20 protein-coding genes are annotated in these 19,473 nt (G+C 61.9%); 12 read left to right on the top strand and 8 right to left on the bottom strand.

From position 1 onward, the window contains the following. Nucleotides 1–122: 122 nt before the first annotated feature. The gene (locus M8997_RS21210) at nucleotides 123–1,109 is read left to right on the top strand and encodes an MlaD family protein (protein WP_250018260.1); all 987 of its coding nucleotides are present in this window, start codon (nucleotides 123–125) and stop codon (nucleotides 1,107–1,109) included. Between the two features lie 5 nt (nucleotides 1,110–1,114). Here M8997_RS21210 and M8997_RS22185 read toward each other — a convergent pair whose 3' ends face one another. Together M8997_RS22185 and M8997_RS21205 are read right to left on the bottom strand one after the other, a co-directional pair. Next, on the bottom strand, nucleotides 1,115–1,246 hold the full coding sequence (locus M8997_RS22185; RefSeq protein WP_256473419.1) for a hypothetical protein: 132 nt from the start codon (nucleotides 1,244–1,246) through the stop codon (nucleotides 1,115–1,117). A gap of 532 nt (nucleotides 1,247–1,778) precedes the next feature. Beyond that, nucleotides 1,779–2,114 carry a hypothetical protein gene (locus M8997_RS21205; RefSeq protein WP_250018259.1) on the bottom strand — a complete coding sequence of 112 codons (336 nt, stop codon included), beginning with the start codon at nucleotides 2,112–2,114 and terminating at the stop codon, nucleotides 1,779–1,781. A 322-nt stretch (nucleotides 2,115–2,436) separates the two neighbouring features. Between M8997_RS21205 and M8997_RS21200 the strand changes: the two genes are divergently transcribed. Continuing rightward, nucleotides 2,437–2,775: a hypothetical protein gene (locus M8997_RS21200; protein ID WP_250018258.1), complete on the top strand. Its 339-nt coding sequence runs from the start codon at nucleotides 2,437–2,439 to the stop codon at nucleotides 2,773–2,775. A gap of 175 nt (nucleotides 2,776–2,950) precedes the next feature. Here the strand turns inward: M8997_RS21200 and M8997_RS21195 are convergent, their stop codons facing one another. Next, complete coding sequence (locus tag M8997_RS21195; RefSeq protein ID WP_250018257.1) at nucleotides 2,951–3,337, bottom strand: DUF305 domain-containing protein; 387 nt, start codon at nucleotides 3,335–3,337, stop codon at nucleotides 2,951–2,953. A gap of 98 nt (nucleotides 3,338–3,435) precedes the next feature. Further along, complete coding sequence (locus M8997_RS21190; protein WP_250018256.1) at nucleotides 3,436–4,605, bottom strand: cystathionine beta-lyase; 1,170 nt, start codon at nucleotides 4,603–4,605, stop codon at nucleotides 3,436–3,438. A gap of 88 nt (nucleotides 4,606–4,693) precedes the next feature. Between M8997_RS21190 and M8997_RS21185 the strand changes: the two genes are divergently transcribed. From M8997_RS21185 to M8997_RS21155, 7 genes are all read left to right on the top strand, one after another. After that, nucleotides 4,694–5,473, top strand: coding sequence for a phosphatase PAP2 family protein (locus M8997_RS21185; protein ID WP_250018255.1), 780 nt, complete (start codon nucleotides 4,694–4,696; stop codon nucleotides 5,471–5,473). Nucleotides 5,474–5,755: 282 nt separating this feature from the next. Continuing rightward, entirely contained in the window at nucleotides 5,756–6,784 is a 1,029-nt protein-coding gene (locus M8997_RS21180) for an amino acid ABC transporter substrate-binding protein (RefSeq protein WP_250018254.1), read from the top strand. A gap of 113 nt (nucleotides 6,785–6,897) precedes the next feature. After that, a complete protein-coding gene (locus M8997_RS21175) occupies nucleotides 6,898–8,091 on the top strand; it encodes an amino acid ABC transporter permease (RefSeq protein WP_250018253.1) in 1,194 nt (397 codons plus the stop codon). Nucleotides 8,092–8,093: 2 nt separating this feature from the next. Next, on the top strand, nucleotides 8,094–9,251 hold the full coding sequence (locus M8997_RS21170; protein ID WP_250018252.1) for an amino acid ABC transporter permease: 1,158 nt from the start codon (nucleotides 8,094–8,096) through the stop codon (nucleotides 9,249–9,251). A 12-nt stretch (nucleotides 9,252–9,263) separates the two neighbouring features. Then, a complete protein-coding gene (locus M8997_RS21165) occupies nucleotides 9,264–10,067 on the top strand; it encodes an amino acid ABC transporter ATP-binding protein (protein ID WP_305884382.1) in 804 nt (267 codons plus the stop codon). Between the two features lie 101 nt (nucleotides 10,068–10,168). Continuing rightward, entirely contained in the window at nucleotides 10,169–10,444 is a 276-nt protein-coding gene (locus tag M8997_RS21160) for a hypothetical protein (protein ID WP_250018251.1), read from the top strand. Continuing rightward, nucleotides 10,441–10,608, top strand: a complete 168-nt coding sequence (locus M8997_RS21155) for a hypothetical protein (RefSeq protein WP_250018250.1) — start codon at nucleotides 10,441–10,443, stop codon at nucleotides 10,606–10,608. Before M8997_RS21160 ends, M8997_RS21155 begins: the two co-directional genes overlap by 4 nt. A gap of 6 nt (nucleotides 10,609–10,614) precedes the next feature. On the opposite strand, the gene M8997_RS21150 is transcribed toward M8997_RS21155, so the two are convergent. Both M8997_RS21150 and M8997_RS21145 read right to left on the bottom strand, forming a co-directional pair. After that, nucleotides 10,615–11,862 carry an FAD-dependent monooxygenase gene (locus M8997_RS21150; RefSeq protein ID WP_250018249.1) on the bottom strand — a complete coding sequence of 416 codons (1,248 nt, stop codon included), beginning with the start codon at nucleotides 11,860–11,862 and terminating at the stop codon, nucleotides 10,615–10,617. Then, entirely contained in the window at nucleotides 11,859–12,104 is a 246-nt protein-coding gene (locus M8997_RS21145; RefSeq protein ID WP_250018248.1) for a zinc-finger domain-containing protein, read from the bottom strand. The genes M8997_RS21150 and M8997_RS21145 overlap by 4 nt, the downstream gene beginning before the upstream one ends. A gap of 175 nt (nucleotides 12,105–12,279) precedes the next feature. Between M8997_RS21145 and M8997_RS21140 the strand changes: the two genes are divergently transcribed. The 3 genes from M8997_RS21140 (at nucleotide 12,280) to M8997_RS21130 (ending at nucleotide 17,218) form a co-directional block, all read left to right on the top strand. Continuing rightward, nucleotides 12,280–14,478, top strand: coding sequence for an RNA degradosome polyphosphate kinase (locus tag M8997_RS21140; RefSeq protein ID WP_250018247.1), 2,199 nt, complete (start codon nucleotides 12,280–12,282; stop codon nucleotides 14,476–14,478). After that, nucleotides 14,475–15,983 carry an exopolyphosphatase gene (gene ppx, locus M8997_RS21135; protein ID WP_250018246.1) on the top strand — a complete coding sequence of 503 codons (1,509 nt, stop codon included), beginning with the start codon at nucleotides 14,475–14,477 and terminating at the stop codon, nucleotides 15,981–15,983. Before M8997_RS21140 ends, ppx begins: the two co-directional genes overlap by 4 nt. Nucleotides 15,984–16,129: 146 nt before the next feature. Next, a complete protein-coding gene (locus M8997_RS21130) occupies nucleotides 16,130–17,218 on the top strand; it encodes a serine hydrolase (protein ID WP_250018245.1) in 1,089 nt (362 codons plus the stop codon). A gap of 8 nt (nucleotides 17,219–17,226) precedes the next feature. Here M8997_RS21130 and M8997_RS21125 read toward each other — a convergent pair whose 3' ends face one another. Next, complete coding sequence (locus tag M8997_RS21125) at nucleotides 17,227–18,156, bottom strand: DMT family transporter (protein WP_250018244.1); 930 nt, start codon at nucleotides 18,154–18,156, stop codon at nucleotides 17,227–17,229. 130 nt (nucleotides 18,157–18,286) lie between these two features. After that, entirely contained in the window at nucleotides 18,287–19,450 is a 1,164-nt protein-coding gene (gene rnd / locus M8997_RS21120) for a ribonuclease D (RefSeq protein WP_250018243.1), read from the bottom strand. Between the last annotated feature and the right edge of the window lie 23 nt (nucleotides 19,451–19,473).

Genomic DNA, 19,473 nt, shown 5'->3' with positions numbered 1-19,473 from the left:
CGTTGGCTGACACTGATCAGCCTTCGGCGACTGCGGTCAAGCGCAAATCGGTTTCGCCATTGATTTGCTGTCATCGATGGCGGTAATGAGAGGTGCTGTTTTAACGGAGCCGCCCGCCTTTAATGGAAACCAAGGCCAATTACCTGCTTGTCGCGGTTTTCAGCGTGGTCGTGCTGCTTCTCGCCGCCGGCTTCTTCTACTGGATCGGCCGCTATGGCGATTCGCAGGACAAGACGATGCTCGAAATCCGCGTGCCCGGCTCGGTATCCGGCCTCAGCAACCGGGGGCCGGTCTATTTCAACGGCCTGCAGGTGGGGCAGGTCCGGCGCATGTTCATCGACGAGCGCAACCCGGATGCGATCATCGTGCAGACCGAGATCGATTCCGCAACGCCGATCACGCGGTCGACGAAAGCCAGCCTGAGCTTTCAGCTGTTGACCGGCACCGCCTGGATCGAACTGACGGGCGGCAAGGCCGACGAGCCGAACCTGCTGGCGGCGGCTGCGGCGGAAGACCTCGTTGCGCGGATCGATATCGACCCGGCCTCGCTCAAGACCCTGGTCCAGACCGCGCAGGACTGGATCGATCGCGCCGAAGAGGTCACCGACCTTACCGAGAAATATCTCGCCGACACGCGCGGCCCGCTGCTCGAAAGCATCAACCAGGCCAAGCAATTCACCGACGGGCTGGCCGACAGCACCGCCATGATCGAGGATTACGGCCAGCGCGCGCAGAAGCTCGAAACGCTGGCGCATGACGCGCGCGAGGTGGTGCAGCGGATCAATTCGGCCTCGTCGCAGGTCGACGAGAAGCTGGTCCAGATCGACAGGCAGCTTTCGAACGACAAGGACAGCATGGTCTCGCAGATCCGCACCAGGCTGCAATCCTACCGCCAGCAGGCGAAGGAACTGAACGAGACGATGACGGGGCTGACGGCAAGGCTCGGCACCCTGACCGGCGAGCGGCTGCGCAATGCCCAGCGCGTCATTTCCGATAGCCGCCGCTCCGTCGAAAGGATCGAGCGCGCGGTGCGGGATTTCCAGGACGATCCGTCCAAGCTGATCCTCGGCGAGGATGACGGCGTGCCGACCTATTCGCCGCGCCGGTAAGACTTTTAGCGGCCATAATACCGGCCCAGATAGAGCACGATCGGGACAATGATCATGAAGACGATCAGATAGCCCCAGATGGACGTCAGATATGGCGCATATTCATCCCGCTCGCGTCTCTCCGGATCATCCATCACCAACCGTTGCCCCGCACGTGCCGCTGCCCGGCCCGTGACCATGTAAATCCGGCAAAGGGCGTGGCTCCGGCAAGGAGGCTGTGCGGCCCTCGATGGCGGGGGGATTGAAGTCGAGCCGACCCGCCGCCGTGTGGCGGTCGAGACGCCGCACGGCTTTGCCGGTTATGGTATCGAGCATGCTTTTATCGGGAAGCAGGTCTGTCCGATCGGACATTTCTACTTCGAATGTTGCTTGAAACGCCGATGCGTAAAACCGCCCTTGGCGCGCCTTAAAATATCCGACAACCTGTTCGGGTTGGTCGTTTTCGGAGGTATTTCGGAACGTACTTTCTGCAATATCTGCGGCGTTGCGCAGTTGGCATTATGGGGCGTGTGAAGTGTCGCTTCTCCCATGTTTGTCACTCCCTGAGAAGAACATACACCGGTCTAGACCGGAAAGAGTAATCCACCCGTAAACCGTCAAATTACGCCTGATTGTTTGGCGACACAATAGAATTCGGCGGCGGAAGCGTTCACCGTCCGAAATCGACCATCACGATGGCGTGGAGGTGCATTTGCGCCGGTCTATGGAGCGCGTCATCGCCTCCGCCTGACCCTGCAGCGCACCGGCGCGCTTCTCGTTCTTGTTGCGGTAATCGGGGAGTACCGGACCGAAGCCGGTAACGACGTCCGGGTCGCGATAACCCTTGCCATTCGTAAGGCGGCTGACTTCGCTGACAGCCTGGTCGCGCTGTGCCACGAGGCTGGCGCATTCGACATTGTCGTAGTGCAGCGATGAAATCTTCTCGCTGTCCAGCTGCCCCTGAATATTGCCGCAACCCGCCAGGAGGGTGGTGAGAAGGATCACCGGAGCGTATTTCATTGTCATGTGGATGTCCTCGTAGGCAGCGGGGTTCGATGGGCAGCGGGACATGAATGATGCACCGGAACCGATTTGGCAAGGATTTATGCTGCGGCGCGATTCGCGGCGCATGGTATAAGCATAGATATCAGTTGTTTGCCCTCCTCGCATGAATCTCGACTTTAATATCTTTGGTTAATGCTCCCGCCAAGGCTGGATTAAATCAATAAAGTCTAGCGAAGTAGTGGTGATTAGACACTTTGTCCTTGCGGAGATAGGGGGGCGGCACGTATGATTCTCATTCCGGGAGCCCCCGGCAATAGTGCAACACAAAAGTGAGGAGACAGGAATGCCTGGTTTGCTGCACCCACTTCATGAAGGCCACGCGCCTATCATCTTGCATAATGCCTTTCAGGACGCGATCGATGCCCTGGAGGATTGGGAACTCGGTAGGGACGAGCCTGTAATCGACATAAACGAGAAGCAGGTTGCCATCAGCACCGTGTTTCGGCGCCTATGGAGTTGCACCGATATTCTTCCCGCGCGTACGCTTGCCGTCGTCGAGGATCTTCTGCCGTTGCGCTCGGCGGAGTTCAAGGTCGGAAGCTCCACCTATGCCGACGCCGCCTATAGTCTCTGGCAGCTCTGCCTGCAGAAACGCGCCGCAAGCAGCGAAATGCGCCAGTAGTTTTGCAAGACGAGTAGCTTTGCAAGGCCAGTAGCTTTTGCAAGCGAGTGACCTGGTAGGGTCGCATGAGCGTCTGAGCTCGCAAGGGACGCAAGAGTTTCGAAACTGACGACACCCGCTGGCATCCGGCGGGTGTCGTCATGTCTGGCGGGTAGTCCATGGCAAAGTACGGTTTCTAGCCGCCATTCTTGTCGAGCCAGGCCTGCATGTCCTTGATCTCGGCTTCCTGGGCGGCAATGATCGTTTCCGCCACCTTGCGGATGTGCTCGTCCTTGCCGTGCTCCAGTTCGACCTTGGCCATGTCGATGGCGCCGCGATGATGGGCGATCATGCCGCGCACGAAATCCTTGTCGGCATTGCCGCTATATTCGATATCCATTTCCTTGTGCATCCTGGCATTGGCCGCCGCGAAAGCCTTCGAGGCCGCCCCCTGGTCGCCCTTCTGGCTCGCCATCGCGTCGGGCTGCGCCATCTTGTGGCCGCTATGGTCCTGCGCGGCAGCGGTGGCAATCGTGGCGATCATGGCGATTGCTGCGATGGAAGGGAGAAGTGCCTTGGTCATGATATGCTCTCTCTTGTTGGTCTGGACCCGCCGACTGGCTTAGCAGCGCCGCCCATCAAACCGAATTCAATTTCTCTTGTGCCCGGGTTCCCTTGTGCTCAGGCCGGTCGCGACAGGCGAAGCGCTTCGCCGATGTCTTCGATCAGGTCTTCCGCATCCTCCAGCCCGATCTGCAGGCGGATCAACGGCCCGCCATAGGATTGTCCGGTCAAGGTGCGGTCGGATAGCCGGACCTGCAGCGCAAGGCTCTCATATCCGCCCCAGGAATAGCCGAGGCCGAACAGCTGGAGCGCATCGAGGAAAGCGTGAGCCCGCTCGCCGCTGCCCTTCAGCACGAACGAGAAAACCCCGCCCGCGCCGGTGAAATCGCGCTTGAAAAGTTCATGTCCCGCATGGCTCGGCAGCCCCGGATGCAGCACCTCGATCACATCCTCCTGCTGCTCCAGCCATTCGGCGATCCTGAGCGCGCTTTGCGCATGGCGTTCCATGCGCACGCCCATGGTGCGCAGGCCGCGCAGGACCTGGTAGGCGTCGTCGCCATTGGCGCAGATGCCGAGCGCCTTGTTGGCGGCCTTGATGGCCGGGAAACATTCGGCATTGGCCGAGACCGATCCCAGGATGATGTCGGAATGCCCGCCCGGATATTTGGTCAGCGCATGAATCGAAACATCAACACCGAAGTCCAACGCCTTGAAATGAATCGGCGTCGCCCAGGTATTGTCCATCATGACGATGGCCCCGGCGGCATGGGCCTTTTCGGCGATCGCCGGGATATCCTGGATTTCGAACGTGTTCGAGCCCGGCGATTCGGTGAAGACGACGCGCGTATTCGGCTTGATGAGCTCCGCAATGCCGGCGCCGGCCAGCGGATCGTAATAATCCACCTCTACGCCGAAGCGCTTGAGCATGGTGTTGCAGAAATGGCGGGTATTGCCATAGCAGCTGTCGACCATGAGCAGATGGTCGCCGGGCGACAGGAAGGCGAGGAGGGGCAGGGTCACGGCGGCAAGCCCTGATGGGACCAGTATGGTGCCGGCGGAGCCTTCCATCTCGTCTATCGCGCTGCAAAGGGCCCGCGTCGTCGGCGTGCCATGGGTGCCGTAGGTATAGGTCTGGTTCTCGCTCGCCATGGTCCTGGCGTCCGGGAAAAGCACGGTGGAAGCATGGATGACGGGCGGATTGACGAAACCATGATAGTCCTGCGGATCGTATCCACTATGGGCAAGCCGGGTGTTGAGGCCGAGTTTCTTGCGGGCTTGCTTCTGCATGGGAGGGTCTCCAAATAGGCGGACGGGGTATGTTTGATAGCCTATTGTCGATAATCGCACAGCCCGTGCGTTGCAACAGGAGAAGGATTTGAACGCAGGCGGAGGAGGCATCGGCGAGCGGTTGAAATATGTGACGCGCCGCTATGTACACGCATTGACGGCGCGCCCGGCGGACTGGGCCGACCCGGCATGGACAGGCGGAATGACGATGACCGTGGCCCTCATCGTCTTTCTCATCCTGGCGGTGCATCCCTATGACGAGTTCCTGTCGCGGACCTTCACCGCCGACGACCACCCGATGCGCAACCTGCGGTATGTCACCGATATCGGTCTCTCCAAATGGTATGTGGTGCCGGCCTTCTCGATCGCGGTCTGCCTCATCGCCATCGACTGGAAGTCGCTGCCGCCCTCGCGCAGCGCAAGGCTGGCCATCGTCTATTCGCAGGCCACCTACGCATTCTGGGCCATTTCCGCCGCCGGCACGCTCACCGCCATCGTGAAATACCTCATCGGCAGGGCGCGGCCCGCCTTCATCGACAGCTGGGGCACCGGCTACTTCTCGCCCTTCGCCGGCGGCGATGACTGGGCGAGCTTTCCGTCCGGCCATTCGACCACCATGGGTGCCGTCGGCTGCATCCTGGCATTGTGGTTTCCGCGCTGGCGATTGCCGATCCTCCTCGCGACCATGGGCATCGCCTTCACGCGGCTGATAGCCCGGGCGCATTATCCGACCGATATCATCGCCGGCTACAGCGTCGGCTTCTTCGTCGCCATCGCCATGGCCCGCTTCCTCGCCAATCGACGGATAGGCTTCCGGGCGCGGAAAGCCAGGCTCTGGCCGGCGGTGCGCCGGGGCCAATTGCACTGAGCGGCGGTGCGCGCATCAGGTGCGATTCGAACATTTGCAACCGTTTTTAGGTCCAACTGGACGGATTTGAACATAAGTTCGGCGAAAATCTACTTTGTAAGCAGTGTTTTCCGCCAGATTGCTTGAATATTGGGCAAAGATTATGCCTTGACCAAACCCGCAGAATGGCCTTCGATAGATGGGTGAATGGGAGAGGTGTTGGGGCCTCCGGAATGTGGGGCAATCCAGTCCATCAAAGTTTCTCTCTGGGAACCGGTAAAACAACTAAAGGGCAAATCAATTATGAAAAATTCCGTTTTGAAGGGTGCGCTGGCTGCCTCCGCGCTGGTCCTTCTCGCCAATGCAGCTTCGGCCGCCACGCTGGACGACGTGAAGAAGAAGGGCTTTCTTCAGTGCGGCGTCAACACCGGCCTCGCAGGCTTCGGTGCGCCGAACGACAAGGGTGAATGGTCCGGTTTCGACGTCGATTATTGCAGGGCCGTAGCAGCCGCCATCTTCGGCGACGGCACCAAGGTCAAGTTCACGCCATTGTCCGCGAAGGACCGCCTGCCTGCACTGCAATCCGGCGAGATCGACGTCCTGATCCGCAACACGACCTGGACGCTGAGCCGCGACACGCAGGGCTTCGACTTCACGGGCGTCAACTATTATGACGGCCAGGGCTTCATGATCAATTCGAAGAAGCTCTCGGGCATCAATTCGGCGCTGCAGCTTTCCGGCGCTTCGGTCTGCGTGCAGGCCGGCACCACGACCGAGCTCAACCTCGCCGATTATTTCCGCACCAACAAGATGGAATATAATCCGGTCGTCTTCGAAAAGCTGGAAGAGGTCAACGCCGCCTATGATTCGGGCCGCTGCGATGCCTATACGACCGACCAGTCCGGCCTTTACTCGATCCGCCTGACGCTTTCCGCGCCGGACGATCACGTCGTCCTGCCGGAGATCATCTCGAAGGAGCCGCTCGGACCTGCCGTGCGCCAGGGCGACCCGCAATGGGCCGACATCATTCGCTGGACCCATTACGCGCTGCTGACGGCGGAAGAGCTCGGCATCACCAAGGCCAATGTCGACGAGGTCAAGAATGGCGACAATCCCGAGATCAAGCGCGTGCTTGGCCAGGAAGCCAATACCAAGCTCGGCACCGATCTCGGCCTGACCAATGACTGGGTCGTCAATGTCGTCAAGGCCGTCGGCAATTACGGCGAGCTCTTCGAGCGCAATATCGGCGCCGGCAGCCCGCTGAAGATCGCCCGCGGCATCAATGCCCAGTGGAGCAAGGGCGGCCTGCAATACGCTATCCCGATCCGGTAATCATCGCCGGCCGATCGCGAAACGGGAGAGGGGGCTCGCCTCCTCTTCCTCCAAGGACGACGAAACAACAATAATAAATAAAAACAAGAATATACCGAAGAAATGAGGGGTAGATGGCATCGCAGGAGATTGCGCCCGTCGGCAGCGGCGGCGATAAGACATCGCTATTGAACGACCCGAGAATCCGCGGCTATTTCTTTCAGATACTGGCGCTCGCCGCCATTGTCGGCCTCGGATACTGGATCGTCCACAACACTATCGAGAATCTCCAGCGGGCCAGGCTGGCCACCGGATTCGGGTTTCTGAACGGCCGTTCGGGCTTCGACATCAGCAGCCATCCGTTCACCGCCTATTCGAGCGATTCGACCTTTGCCCAGGCATTGTGGGTCGGCGTGCTGAACACCATGACGGTCGCCGTCGTCGGCATCGTCACCGCCACCATCATCGGCTTCATCGTCGGCATCGGCCGGCTCTCGCACAATTGGCTGATCCGCAAGCTGTGCACCGTCTATGTCGAGGTTTTCCGCAATGTGCCGCCATTGCTGGTCATCTTCTTCTGGTATCTCGGCGTGCTTTCGGCGCTGCCCCAGGCGCGCCAGAGCATCGATCTGCCTTTCGGCACCTATCTCAACAATCGCGGCTTCTTCCTGCCCTCCATCGTGCCGAGCACGGGGCTGACGCTGGCAGGGATCGGCCTCATCGCCGGTATCGTCGGCGCGCTGCTGGTGCGCCGCTGGGCTCACAGGCGCCAATTGGCGACGGGGCAGACCTTTCCGGTGGGACTGACGGCCCTCGGCCTCATCATCGGCCTGCCGCTCCTGGCCTTCATCCTGAAGGGCTTCCCGACATTCGATTATCCGATCCTCGGCAACTTCAACCTGCGCGGCGGCACCCATGTCGGGCCGGAATTCATGTCGCTCTACCTGGCGCTGTCGTTCTATACCGCGTCCTTCATCGCCGAGATCGTGCGTGCCGGCATTCGCGGCGTCGGCAAGGGGCAGAGCGAGGCGGCGCATGCGCTCGGGCTGCGCGCCGGGCCGACGACCCGCCTGGTCGTGGTGCCGCAGGCGATGCGGATCATCATTCCGCCGCTCACCAGCCAATATCTGAACCTGACCAAGAATTCGTCGCTTGCGGTCGCCATCGGCTATCCGGATCTGGTGGCCGTCGGCGGAACGATCCTCAACCAGACCGGCAGGTCGATCGAAGTCGTCGCCATATTCATGATCGTCTATCTCAGCCTGAGCGTGCTGACATCGCTGTTCATGAACTGGTTCAATGCCAAGATGGCACTGGTGGAGCGCTGACCATGACCGATACCAATCTCAGTTTCGTCCGCCAGGAAATGCTTCAGGGCCAGACACCGCCGCTGGCCGAGCGCGGCGTCGTCAAGTGGATGCGGACCAATCTCTTCGCCACCCCTGTCGACGCGGTGCTGACGATCATCGCGGCGCTCGCGCTGGTCTATTTCGTGCCGCCGGTGTTCAACTGGCTGTTCGTCGAGGCGGCGTGGGTCGGGGCGGATCGCTCCGTCTGCTCCACCACGGCCCAGGGCGGCATCCAGCCGGAGGGCTGGTCCGGCGCCTGCTGGGCCTTCGTCAATGCCAATTTCAACCAGTTCATGTATGGGCACTATCCGGTGGACCAGCGCTGGCGGGTGAACCTTGTCGGCGTGCTCTTCGTGCTGCTGCTCGTGCCGCTGCTCATCCCGAGGGTGTCGCACAAGGTGCCGAATGCGATCGCCTTCTTCTTCGTCTTCCCCATCGTTGCGTTCTTCCTGCTCGTCGGCGGCCGCTTCGGCCTGTCCTATGTGGAAACCGCGTCCTGGGGCGGACTGCTGGTAACGCTGGTCATTTCCTTCGTCGGCATTTCCGTCTCGCTGCCGCTCGGCATAGCGCTGGCGCTCGGGCGGCGTTCGAAGATGCCGGTCATAAAGCTGCTCTGCGTCATCTTCATCGAGATGGTGCGCGGCATCCCGCTCATCACCGTGCTGTTCATGGCGAGCTACATGCTGCCGCTGTTCCTGCCGCCTGGCGTCACCTTCGACAAGTTCCTGCGTGCGCTCATCGGCGTCGCGCTCTTCGCCTCGGCCTATATGGCGGAGGTGGTGCGCGGCGGCCTGCAGGCGATCCCCAAGGGGCAATATGAGGGCGCGGAATCGCTCGGCCTCGGCTATTGGCAGAAGACGGGCCTGATCATCCTGCCCCAGGCCCTGAAGCTGGTGATCCCCGGCATCGTCAATACTTTCATCGGCCTGTTCAAGGATACGAGCCTCGTGTCGATCATCAGCATGTTCGACCTTCTCGGCACGGTGCGCCAGCACTTTTCGGATGCGAACTGGGCGTCGCCGCAGACGCCGCTGTCCGGACTTATCTTTGCCGGTTTCATCTTTTGGATTTTCTGCTTCGGCATGTCGCGCTATTCGATTTTCATGGAAAATCGCCTCGACACTGGCCATAAACGTTAGGAGCTTCGCATAATGACAACAGAAAACGTTATTGACCCGGAAGAGCTGCAGGTCGACCGCTCGCTGCTGCAGGTGTCGAAGACCGATGTTGCCGTCGATATCGTCAATATGAACAAGTGGTATGGTGACTTTCACGTGCTGAAGGACATCAATCTGCGCGTGATGCGCGGCGAGCGCATTGTCGTCGCCGGCCCTTCCGGTTCCGGCAAATCGACCATGATCCGCTGCATCAACCGGCTGGAGGAACACCAGAGCGGCAAGATCATCGTCGACGGCATCGAACTGACCAATGATCTGAAGAAGATCGACGAGGTGCGCCGCGAGGTCGGCATGGTGTTCCAGCACTTCAACCTCTTCCCGCATCTGACCATCCTCGAAAATTGCACGCTGGCGCCGATCTGGGTGCGCAAGATGCCGAAGAAGAAGGCCGACGAGATCGCGATGCACTATCTCGAGCGCGTCAAGATCCCCGAGCAGGCCAACAAATATCCGGGCCAGCTATCGGGCGGACAGCAGCAGCGCGTGGCGATTGCCCGTTCGCTCTGCATGAACCCGCGCATCATGCTGTTCGACGAGCCGACCTCGGCGCTCGATCCGGAAATGATCAAGGAAGTGCTGGATACGATGGTCCAGCTCGCCGAAGAAGGCATGACCATGGTCTGCGTCACCCACGAAATGGGTTTTGCGCGCCAGGTCGCCAACCGCGTCATCTTCATGGATCAGGGGCAGATCGTCGAGCAGAACGCGCCGGCCGAGTTCTTCGACAATCCGCAGCATGAGCGGACGAAGCTCTTCCTCAGCCAGATCCTGCACTAGACCTGCTCCGGCAGCCGCATATGTTGCAGCGGCCCGCGTGGCCGCTGTTTTTTCAGATTTGATTTATTGATTTTCATTCAGGCATTCCGACGAGTTTTCCCATGATCGAGCACGTTAATGAAGCCACGCGCGAGCAGCTGCAAGCACTCAAGGCGCTGGACAGATTGCGCAACAACGAGATCCAGAAATATGTGGCCGCTGCGCTGGACAGGTTTTCCACTGCGGCGGCAGTCATCGGTGTTCTTACACCCGTGACCAATATGATCACGACCGGGGTCGGACTACGTTCTCAAATTGCCGTCATGGTCGGCAGTGCGCTTCTATCGACGGTTTTTCATGCTTGTGGTAGGCTGGTCTTGAACAAGGGGTTGGAATGATGGTGATGGACTTCACGACTAGCATTCTCTGCAGCGCCGTCAGCACTATCCTGGTGGCGTGCTTTATGGTCTACGGCGCCATCAAGACCAAACAGGAAACCGATGCGCGGATCGCTTTGATCGACCGTGAATTGCAGCGGCGCGCCGAGCAGGCCGCGGAATAGCCAGCGCTATTTGTTTCGCGCCTCCGCGTCATAGCCATAGAGCCAGTCCAGCCCTTCCAGGAATTTCTCCGGCTTGCGCATGCGCAACAGGGTGTTTCTCGCCAGCGCCATCGGTCCGCGCGCGTGATAGGCGAGGCGGTTGAGCGCGCCGCGCCGCGCCACGGCCTCGACCCGGCCGGTCCGCTGTGCCGAAAACTGTTCCAGCACGCGCTCGACATCGCGGTTCTGGCCGAGCAGCGCGGCGAGGGCGCAGGCATCTTCGATGGCCATGGCAGCGCCCTGTGCGGCGTAGGGAGGCATGGCATGGGCGGCATCGCCGATGAGGACGAGCCGCTTGCCGATCTTGAAGCGGCAGTGGCGCATCTCGAAAAGCTGCCATGGCGTCCATGGACCGGCCGAACGCAAGGCGCCGAGAATTGCGGCGTGCCAGCCGGAAAAATCCGCGCCGAGATCGGGTTCCGCCCGGGCGCGCGGGCGATCATCATGCCGGTCAGGCGCGACGGCGACGAAATTGATCATGTCGCCGGAGCGAACCGGATAGGCGATGAGGTGGGCGTCCGGCCCGGTCCAGGCGGTGATCTCGGGGGACTCGGCGAGCAACGCCTTGAAGCTCGCGGGCAGGGCACCGGCCGGCACCGAAGCGCGCCACGCCACGGTGCCTGTCGGGCGGGCGCGGTGATGATCCTGCACGTTGCGGATCGCCGACCAGACGCCATCGGCGCCGACGAGCAGCGCGGCGCGGTGTTCCTCGATGCGGTCGTCATATTGCACGCGCACGATGACGCTCCCGGCATCGCTCTCATATTGCATCACCGCGGAGCGCAGCTGGATCGCGATGCGCCCGTCGCGGCGCGCGCGCTGCAAAAGCGCATTCTGCAGGTCTGCCCGGTGGCAGGCGAGGTAGGGCGCGCCCCAGCGCTCCCGCGCATGTTCGGCCATCGGCAGGCGCAGCAGCACCGAACCGGTGCGGCCGTCATTCAGGGATATTGCATCGGGTTCGACGCAGCGGGGGCCGAGGTCGCGCAGAACGTCCAGCCGGTCGAGCAGGCGCGTCGCATTGGGCGACAATTGCAGGCCGGCCCCGATTTCGGCGAGAGCCTCGCTCTTTTCGAATATCTGGACGCTGAAACCCTTGGCGGCAAGGGCGATTGCGAGAGTAAGGCCGGCAATGCCGGCCCCTGCTATGATGATCTGCTCAGGATTGGGATCGCGCCTGTTGCGTTCCTTCTTCAGGTCGATCAGTGCAGCGTTCAAGCGGCCTTTTCCACATAGATGCAGCCGTCCGGCACCGTCTGGTCTGCGGCAAGCGACGCATCGAAGCGATAGAGCGTCGAGCAATAGGGGCAGACCTTTTCATTGTCGTCGCCAAGGTCGAGAAAGACGTGCGGATGGTCGAAAGGCGGATTGGCGCCGACGCACATGAACTCCTTCACGCCCACTGCTATGCTGGCGTGACCTGCGCTGTTCTGGAAATGAGGAATGCTGTGTCCAGCCATGTTCTGCTCCTGAAACGTCTCGTCGGCAGCCTTTTCGCCTTATCCGACTTTTCATATGCTGCGGTTTGTATCATCCTGATTACGATTTCAAGACGATTGCTATCAAACTGTCAAAAGACTTCTTTATGGTGCGGTTCCAGTCCATCGGGATATATTTAATAATTTGGAGAGAATAATGAACGAGCAGTCACCAGCAATTCCGCAGCCGGTCGAGAATGTCGCATTGCCGGATTTGCATCTGAGCGTGGACCGCTTCGTAAACCGCGAGTTTTCGTGGCTGCAATTCAACCGGCGCGTGCTGGAAGAGGCGCATAATCACAATCAGCCGCTGCTGGAGCGCCTGCGCTTCCTTTCGATATCCGCCGCCAATCTCGATGAATTCTTCATGGTGCGGATCGCGGGCCTTGCGGGCCAGGTCCGGGCCGGCGTGTCGAGCCGCAGCGATGATGGCCGCACCGCCCAGGAACAGCTCGATTTCGTCATCGACGAGGTCAGCAAGCTGCAGGATGCCCAGCAGGTGCGGCTGACGAAGCTCAGGGACGAGCTGCTCGCCGAGAACATCGAGATCGTCCGCCCGGACAGGCTGACGCCGCAGGAGCAGAGCTGGCTGGAGGATCACTTCCTCGAGACCATCTATCCGGTGCTGACGCCGCTTGCGATCGATCCGGCACATCCGTTCCCCTTCATTCCCAATCTCGGCTTCTCCATCGCCATGCTGCTCAACCGCAGCACCGACAACCGGCCGATGACGGCATTGCTGCGCCTGCCGCAGGCACTCAAGCGCTTCATCCAGATACCGGACGATAGCGGGCGCTACCGCTTCCTGACGCTCGAAGACGCGATCGGCCTTTTCACCGGCCGGCTCTTTCCGGGCTATGAGGTGAAGGGCGCGGGCACGTTCCGGATCATCCGCGACAGCGATATCGAGGTGGAGGAAGAGGCCGAGGACCTGGTGCGCCTGTTCGAAAGCGCGCTGAAGCGTCGCCGCCGCGGCCAGGTGATCCGCATCGAATTCGACGACGAGATGCCCGCGACCCTGCGCAGCTTCGTCGCCAGCGAACTTGGCGTGCCGGATAATCGCATCAGCGTCCTTGGCGGCCTGCTGGCGCTCAACACCATCTCGGAAATCGTCTCGATTCCGCGGCCGGACCTCAAGTTCACGCCCTATAATCCGCGTTTTCCGGAGCGGGTGCGCGAACATGGCGGCGATTGCTTCGCCGCGATCCGCGAGAAGGACATCATCGTCCATCACCCCTATGAATCGTTCGACGTCGTGGTGCAGTTCCTGCGCCAGGCCGCGGCCGATCCGGACGTGGTCGCCATCAAGCAGACGCTGTACCGCACCTCGAACGACAGCCCGATCGTGCGCGCGCTCATCGATGCAGCCGACGCCGGCAAGTCCGTGACCGCGCTGATCGAATTGAAGGCGCGATTCGACGAGGAGGCCAATATTCGCTGGGCACGCGACATGGAGCGCGCCGGTGTCCAGGTCGTCTTCGGCTTCCTGGAACTGAAGACCCATGCGAAGATGTCGCTCGTCGTGCGCCGCGAGGAAAACAAGCTGCGCAGCTATGTGCATCTCGGGACGGGCAATTATCACCCCATCACCGCCAAGATCTATACGGACCTGTCATTCTTCACCTGCGAACCCTCGATCGGCCGGGACGTGGCGCAGGTCTTCAACTATATCACCGGCTACACGCCGCCTTCGGGCGAGATGCAGCTGGCCGTTTCGCCGATCACGCTGCGGCCGCGCATATTGCAGCACATCGCCGAGGAAATCGAACACGCCAAGGCCGGCCGTCCGGCTGCGATCTGGATGAAGATGAACGCCCTGGTCGATGCCAAGATCATCGACGCGCTCTACGAGGCGAGCAAATATGGCGTCGAGATCGACCTGGTGGTGCGCGGCATATGCTGCCTGCGGCCGCAGGTTCCGGGCCTTTCGGACAATATACGCGCCAAATCCATCGTCGGCCGCTTCCTCGAACACAGCCGCATCTTCTGCTTCGGCAATGGCCACGGGCTGCCCTCGGACAAGGCGCTGGTCTATTTCGGCTCGGCCGACATGATGACCCGCAATCTCGACCGACGCGTCGAGACGCTGGTGCCGATCACCAACGCAACTGTGCATCAACAGGTTCTTTCACAGATTATGCTGGCGAACCTCCTCGACAACCAGCAGAGTTACGAAGTATTAGCAGACGGAACTTCGCGGCGCATCGCACCCGCGGAGGGAGAAGACGCCTTTAACGCACAGGAATATTTCATGACCAATCCGAGCCTTTCGGGCCGTGGTAAATCTCTGAAGTCCTCGGCGCCCCGCCTCATCGCCCATCGCAAGCGTTCGCGAGCAAAATCAAAGCCTGCATGATTTCGGCTGCTCAGGGACGCGTCCAGGGACGCTCGCCGGCCGCTGTCATCGACATCGGCTCGAATTCGGTTCGTCTGGTGGTTTACGAGGGCGTCACCCGCTCTCCCACCGTCTTGTTCAACGAGAAGATACTCTGCGGTCTCGGCAAGGGGCTGGTCAAGACCGGCAAGCTCAATGCCAAGGCCGTGCAGAGCGCCCTCAGGGCTCTCCGGCGGTTTCGGGCGCTGGCGGACCAGGCCGGCGCCGTCTCGCTCGACGTTCTGGCCACCGCCGCCGCGCGCGAGGCCGAGAACGGATCGCAATTCATCAAGGAAGCCGAAGCGATCGTCAAGGAGCCGATCAAGGTCCTGTCGGGGCGCGAGGAAGCCTATTATTCCGCGCTCGGGATCATCTCCGGCTTTCATGATCCGGACGGCATTGCCGGCGATCTCGGCGGCGGCAGTCTCGAACTCGTCGACGTCAAGGGCCGCAAGATCGGCGATGGCATAACCCTGCCGCTGGGCGGCCTGCGCCTGCAGGACATGTCGAACGGCGATCTCGGCGATGCGGTCTCCATCGCCCAGAAGAGCCTCGCCACGGCGAAGCTGCTGTCGAATGGCAAGGGTCGCGCATTCTATGCGGTCGGCGGAACCTGGCGAAACCTCGCCAAGCTGCATATGAGCGCCGAACATTATCCGCTGCATGTCATGCACAATTACGAGATCGACTTTGCCGAGGCGCAGCGCTTTCTCAAGCGCGTCGCCGCCGGCGATGTCGACAATATGCGCGGCATCGAGGATGTCTCGAAGAACCGGCGTGCGCTGCTGTCCTATGGCGCGATCGCCCTGCTCGAGACGATCAACCTGATGCGCCCGTCGAAGATCGTCTTCTCGGCGCTGGGCGTGCGGGAAGGGTTTCTCTATTCGCTGCTGCCCGAAAGCGAGCAGTTGCAGGACCCGCTGATCTCGGCGGCCGACGAGCTGGCGACGCTGCGTGCCCGCTCGCCCACCTATGCGCGCGAATTGGCGGAGTGGAGCGGCGATTCGTTCGCGGCGCTCGGCTACAAGGAAACCGAGGACGAGAAGCGCTACCGCCGGGCGGCCTGCCTCGTGGCGGATATCAGCTGGCGCGCCCATCCGGACTATCGCGGCTCGCAGTCGCTCAACATGATTTCCAATGCCGCTTTCATCGGTATCGATCATCCCGGCCGGGCCTATATCGCGCTGGCCAATTTCTTCCGGCACGAAGGCGTGGCCAACAGCGTTCCCGATCCGGACCTCGCTGCGATAGCCAGCCCGCGGCTGCTGGAATTCTCGCGGGTTCTCGCTGCCATCATGCGGATCAGCTATCCGTTCTCGGCATCTATGGCAGGGGTCGTGCCCAACCTGTCCTGGCGCAATGGTCCGGATGGTCTCGATCTCGTCATCAACAAGACCAAGGCGGATCTCATCGGCGACGTGCCGGAGGGCAGGGTGCAGCAACTGGCCAAGCTGACCGGCAAGACCATAAGGCTGGTCGTCGGCTAGAAGGGCCGTGCTGCTTGCCTTCGTCCCTGGGCGACCTGTGTCCTTGGGCGGCCTTGCCCGGGGCGGCCTTGCCACTGGCCGCTCATCACGCGCATGTGAGAAGCTTTGTGTTGATGCGCCGGGATCGGTAGAGCACCTTGGCGGCGATGAAGACTGGTTCTCCCAATCGCCGCGACCTGCTCGTCGGTACCCTGGCAATCGCGGGCGCTTCCCTCGGCTCGCGCGCCTTGGCGCAGCGCATGGAGGCGGTCCCCACCTTTGCCGCGGCCTCGACCGAGGCGATCCTCGCCCAGGCCGGCACGCTGCCCGCCATGCGCACGCTCATCGTGTCGCTGGCCGGCAAGCGCCAGATCGAGCGCGTGTTGCGCGGTCCACCGGCGGATCAGCCGGTGAATGTGAAATCGGTGTCGAAGACCATCATCGCGGCCCTGACCGGCATCGCCATCGAGCGAAAGGTGTTTTCGGGGCTCGACCAGCCGATCGCGCCGCTGCTTGCGTCGAAGCTGCCGGACAATCCCGATCCTCGCCTGCACAGGGTCACCATCGGTCATCTGCTCTCGATGCAGTCGGGCCTTGGCCGCACCTCCGGTCCCAATTACGGCCGCTGGGTTTCGAGCCGCGACTGGGTGCGCTACGCGCTGGCGCAGGAGTTCATCGGCGAACCCGGCGGCGAAATGCTGTATTCGACCGGAAATTCGCACATCCTTTCCGCCCTGTTGACGCAGGAAACGGGCCGTTCGACGCTTGCCATCGCGCGGGACTGGCTGGGCAAGCCGCTGGATATCTCGATCCCGCCGTGGCCACGCGATCCGCAAGGCATCTATTTCGGCGGCAATGACATGCTGCTGTCGCCGCGGGCCATGTGCGTCTTCGGCGAACTCTTCCTCAATGGTGGCGCGGCCAGCGGTGGCGGCGGACAGGTCATCCCGAAAGGCTGGATCGAGAAATCGTGGCAGCCACGCACGCGCTCGCCCTATACCGGCGACGCCTATGGGCTCGGCTGGTTCATCACCGCCGGGCCGGACGGGCGGCCGATCCATTATGCCTGGGGCTATGGCGGGCAGATGATCTATGTCGTGCCGCATGCCTCGCTCGTCGTGGCGATCACCTCGGATACCGGCGCACCATCGGCGCGCTCCGGCTATGTGCGGCAATTGCACGGTCTCGTCAGCGATCTGATCCTGCCCGCCGCCACCGCCGCGCTTCCGCCGGATGGCGGCAAATCCCCGGCGTGACGCGCCGGTCAGGCTGACGTGGCTTCGGGGGCCGGTTTGCGCCGGGCTGGAAGCGTCATCGCCGCAACGCCCGCCATCACGAAGATCAGCCCCATCCAGGCGGTGGAGGCGAGCGTCTCGCCGAGAAACACTATGCCTATGCCGACGCCGATCGGTACGCGCAGATAGGCCTGCGATGTGGTCGAGACCGAACCCAGCGTGTGGATCAGGCGGAAATAGATGACGAAGGCGAGGGCGGTGGAAAACACCGAAAGGCCGAGCAGCGCAAGCAGCGACGAGGTCGAAGGCGCGATGGTCCATGGCTGTTCGACGACGAGGCTGAGCGGCACCAGCACGACCGCGCCGCACAGCATGGAACCCGCCGCCGGCATCATCGGGTCCAGCCCCTTGAAGCCGCGCCCGAAGATCGCCGCGGCCGCATAGGAGATGGTGGCCGCGACGATGGCGAGTTGCGCCGCGAGCTGACTGCCGAAGCCCTGGAACACTTCGAGCCCGACGATGAGGCTGATGCCGACAATGCCTGCGGCGACGCCGAAGAGCTTGCGCCCGGTCACCGCCTCATGGCGCGTGATCAGCGCCGTGAGCAGGAACGTGAAGATCGGCGTGGTGGAATTGAGGATGGTCGCGAGGCCGGCGCTCACCGTCTGCTCCGCCCAGGCGATCAGCGTGAAGGGAATGACGCTGTTGATGCAGGCCTGGATGAGGAAGCGCTTCCAGACCGCCGGATCGGACGGCATGGAAAGGCCGCGCAGCTTCAGGATGGCCATCAGCAGGACGCCGGCGATGATCGTGCGCGCGGCGATGAAGGTGATGGGCGGGATGGTTTCGACGCCGATGCGGATGAACGTATAGGAAGCGCCCCACAGCGTGGCGAGCAGCGCCAGCAGCAGCAATTCCCTGGCGGGAACGATCGGGGCGGCGGAAGACGGATTGGGCATGGCTGGCTTTCGATCTGTTGCGCGGGGCGGTGATGCCAATAAGCATCCGCGCGCCCATGGATGCTTCGACCGGGGCCGAAGCATCGATTTCACCCGGCCGGGCCGGCGCGGGGGCGCAACGATGGATGCGCTATTGGCTCGCCGGCAGCTGGAGCGCCTTTATCTTCTTGTTCTCGAACAGCAGGCACAATTGGCCATTGATGAGCTGGAGCGCCTTTTCGCCAAAGACTTCGCGGCGCCAGCCCTGCAGCGCGGGGATACCCTCCACGTCGCCCTCGGCGGCGATCCGCTCGATCTCGTCGGTCGTGGCGACGACCTTGGCGGCGACGCCATGTTCTTCGGTCACCAGGCGCAGGAGCACCTTCAGCAGCTCGGCGGCGGCGCCCGCACCTTCGGGAGTCTGCGCCGATTTCGGCAGGCGCGGCATCTGGTCCTTCGGCAGGTCGAGTGCGAGGTTGACCGCGTTCAAGAGGCCGGTCGCCATGGTCGAGCGTTCCCAGCCCTTGGGGATCGTGCGCAGCCGTGACATGGCTTCCGCGTCGCGCGGCTGCTGCTGGGCGATCTCGTAGATCGCGTCGTCCTTGATGATGCGCCCGCGCGGCACATTGCGCTCGCGCGCCTCACGTTCGCGCCAGGCGGCGACGCTGCGCATCACGGCAAGCTCCACCGGCTTGCGCAGGCGCATCTTCAGCCGCTTCCAGGCGTCGTCCGGATGCATGTCATAGGTCTCGCGCGCGGTCAGCACCTTCATCTCGTCCAGCACCCAATCGGTGCGGCCTTCCTCCTGGAGCCGCTGGCGCAGGTGCAGGTAGACGTCGCGCAGGTGGGTGACGTCCGCCAGCGCATAGTCGAGCTGCTTTTCGGAGAGCGGGCGGCGGCGCCAATCGGTGAAGCGGGACGATTTGTCGATCTGCGCCCCGACGATCCGCTGCACCAGCTGGTCATAGGCGATCGCATCGCCGAAACCGCAGACCATGGCCGCGACCTGCGTGTCGAAGACCGGATGGGGAATGAGATTGCCGAGATGGAAGATGATTTCGATGTCCTGCCGCGCGGCATGGAACACTTTCACGATGGTTTCATCCGCCATGAGCCGGAAAAACGCAGAAAGATCAATGCCCGGCGCCAGCGCGTCGACGATTGCGGTAGCGTCCGGCGAAGCGAGCTGGATCACGCAGAGTTCCGGCCAGAACGTCGTCTCGCGGATGAATTCCGTATCGACCGTCACGAAATCAGATTTTGAGAGGGAGGCAATCGCCTGCTCGAGCTGGGCTGTCGTTGTAATCATCGTCATGAATTTTCTATAGCGAATGCAAA

Source organism: Phyllobacterium sp. 21LDTY02-6, from assembly GCF_023554255.2.
In the GTDB taxonomy this organism is placed as follows: domain Bacteria; phylum Pseudomonadota; class Alphaproteobacteria; order Rhizobiales; family Rhizobiaceae; genus Phyllobacterium.
This window is presented reverse-complemented; position numbering and strand designations above follow the sequence as displayed.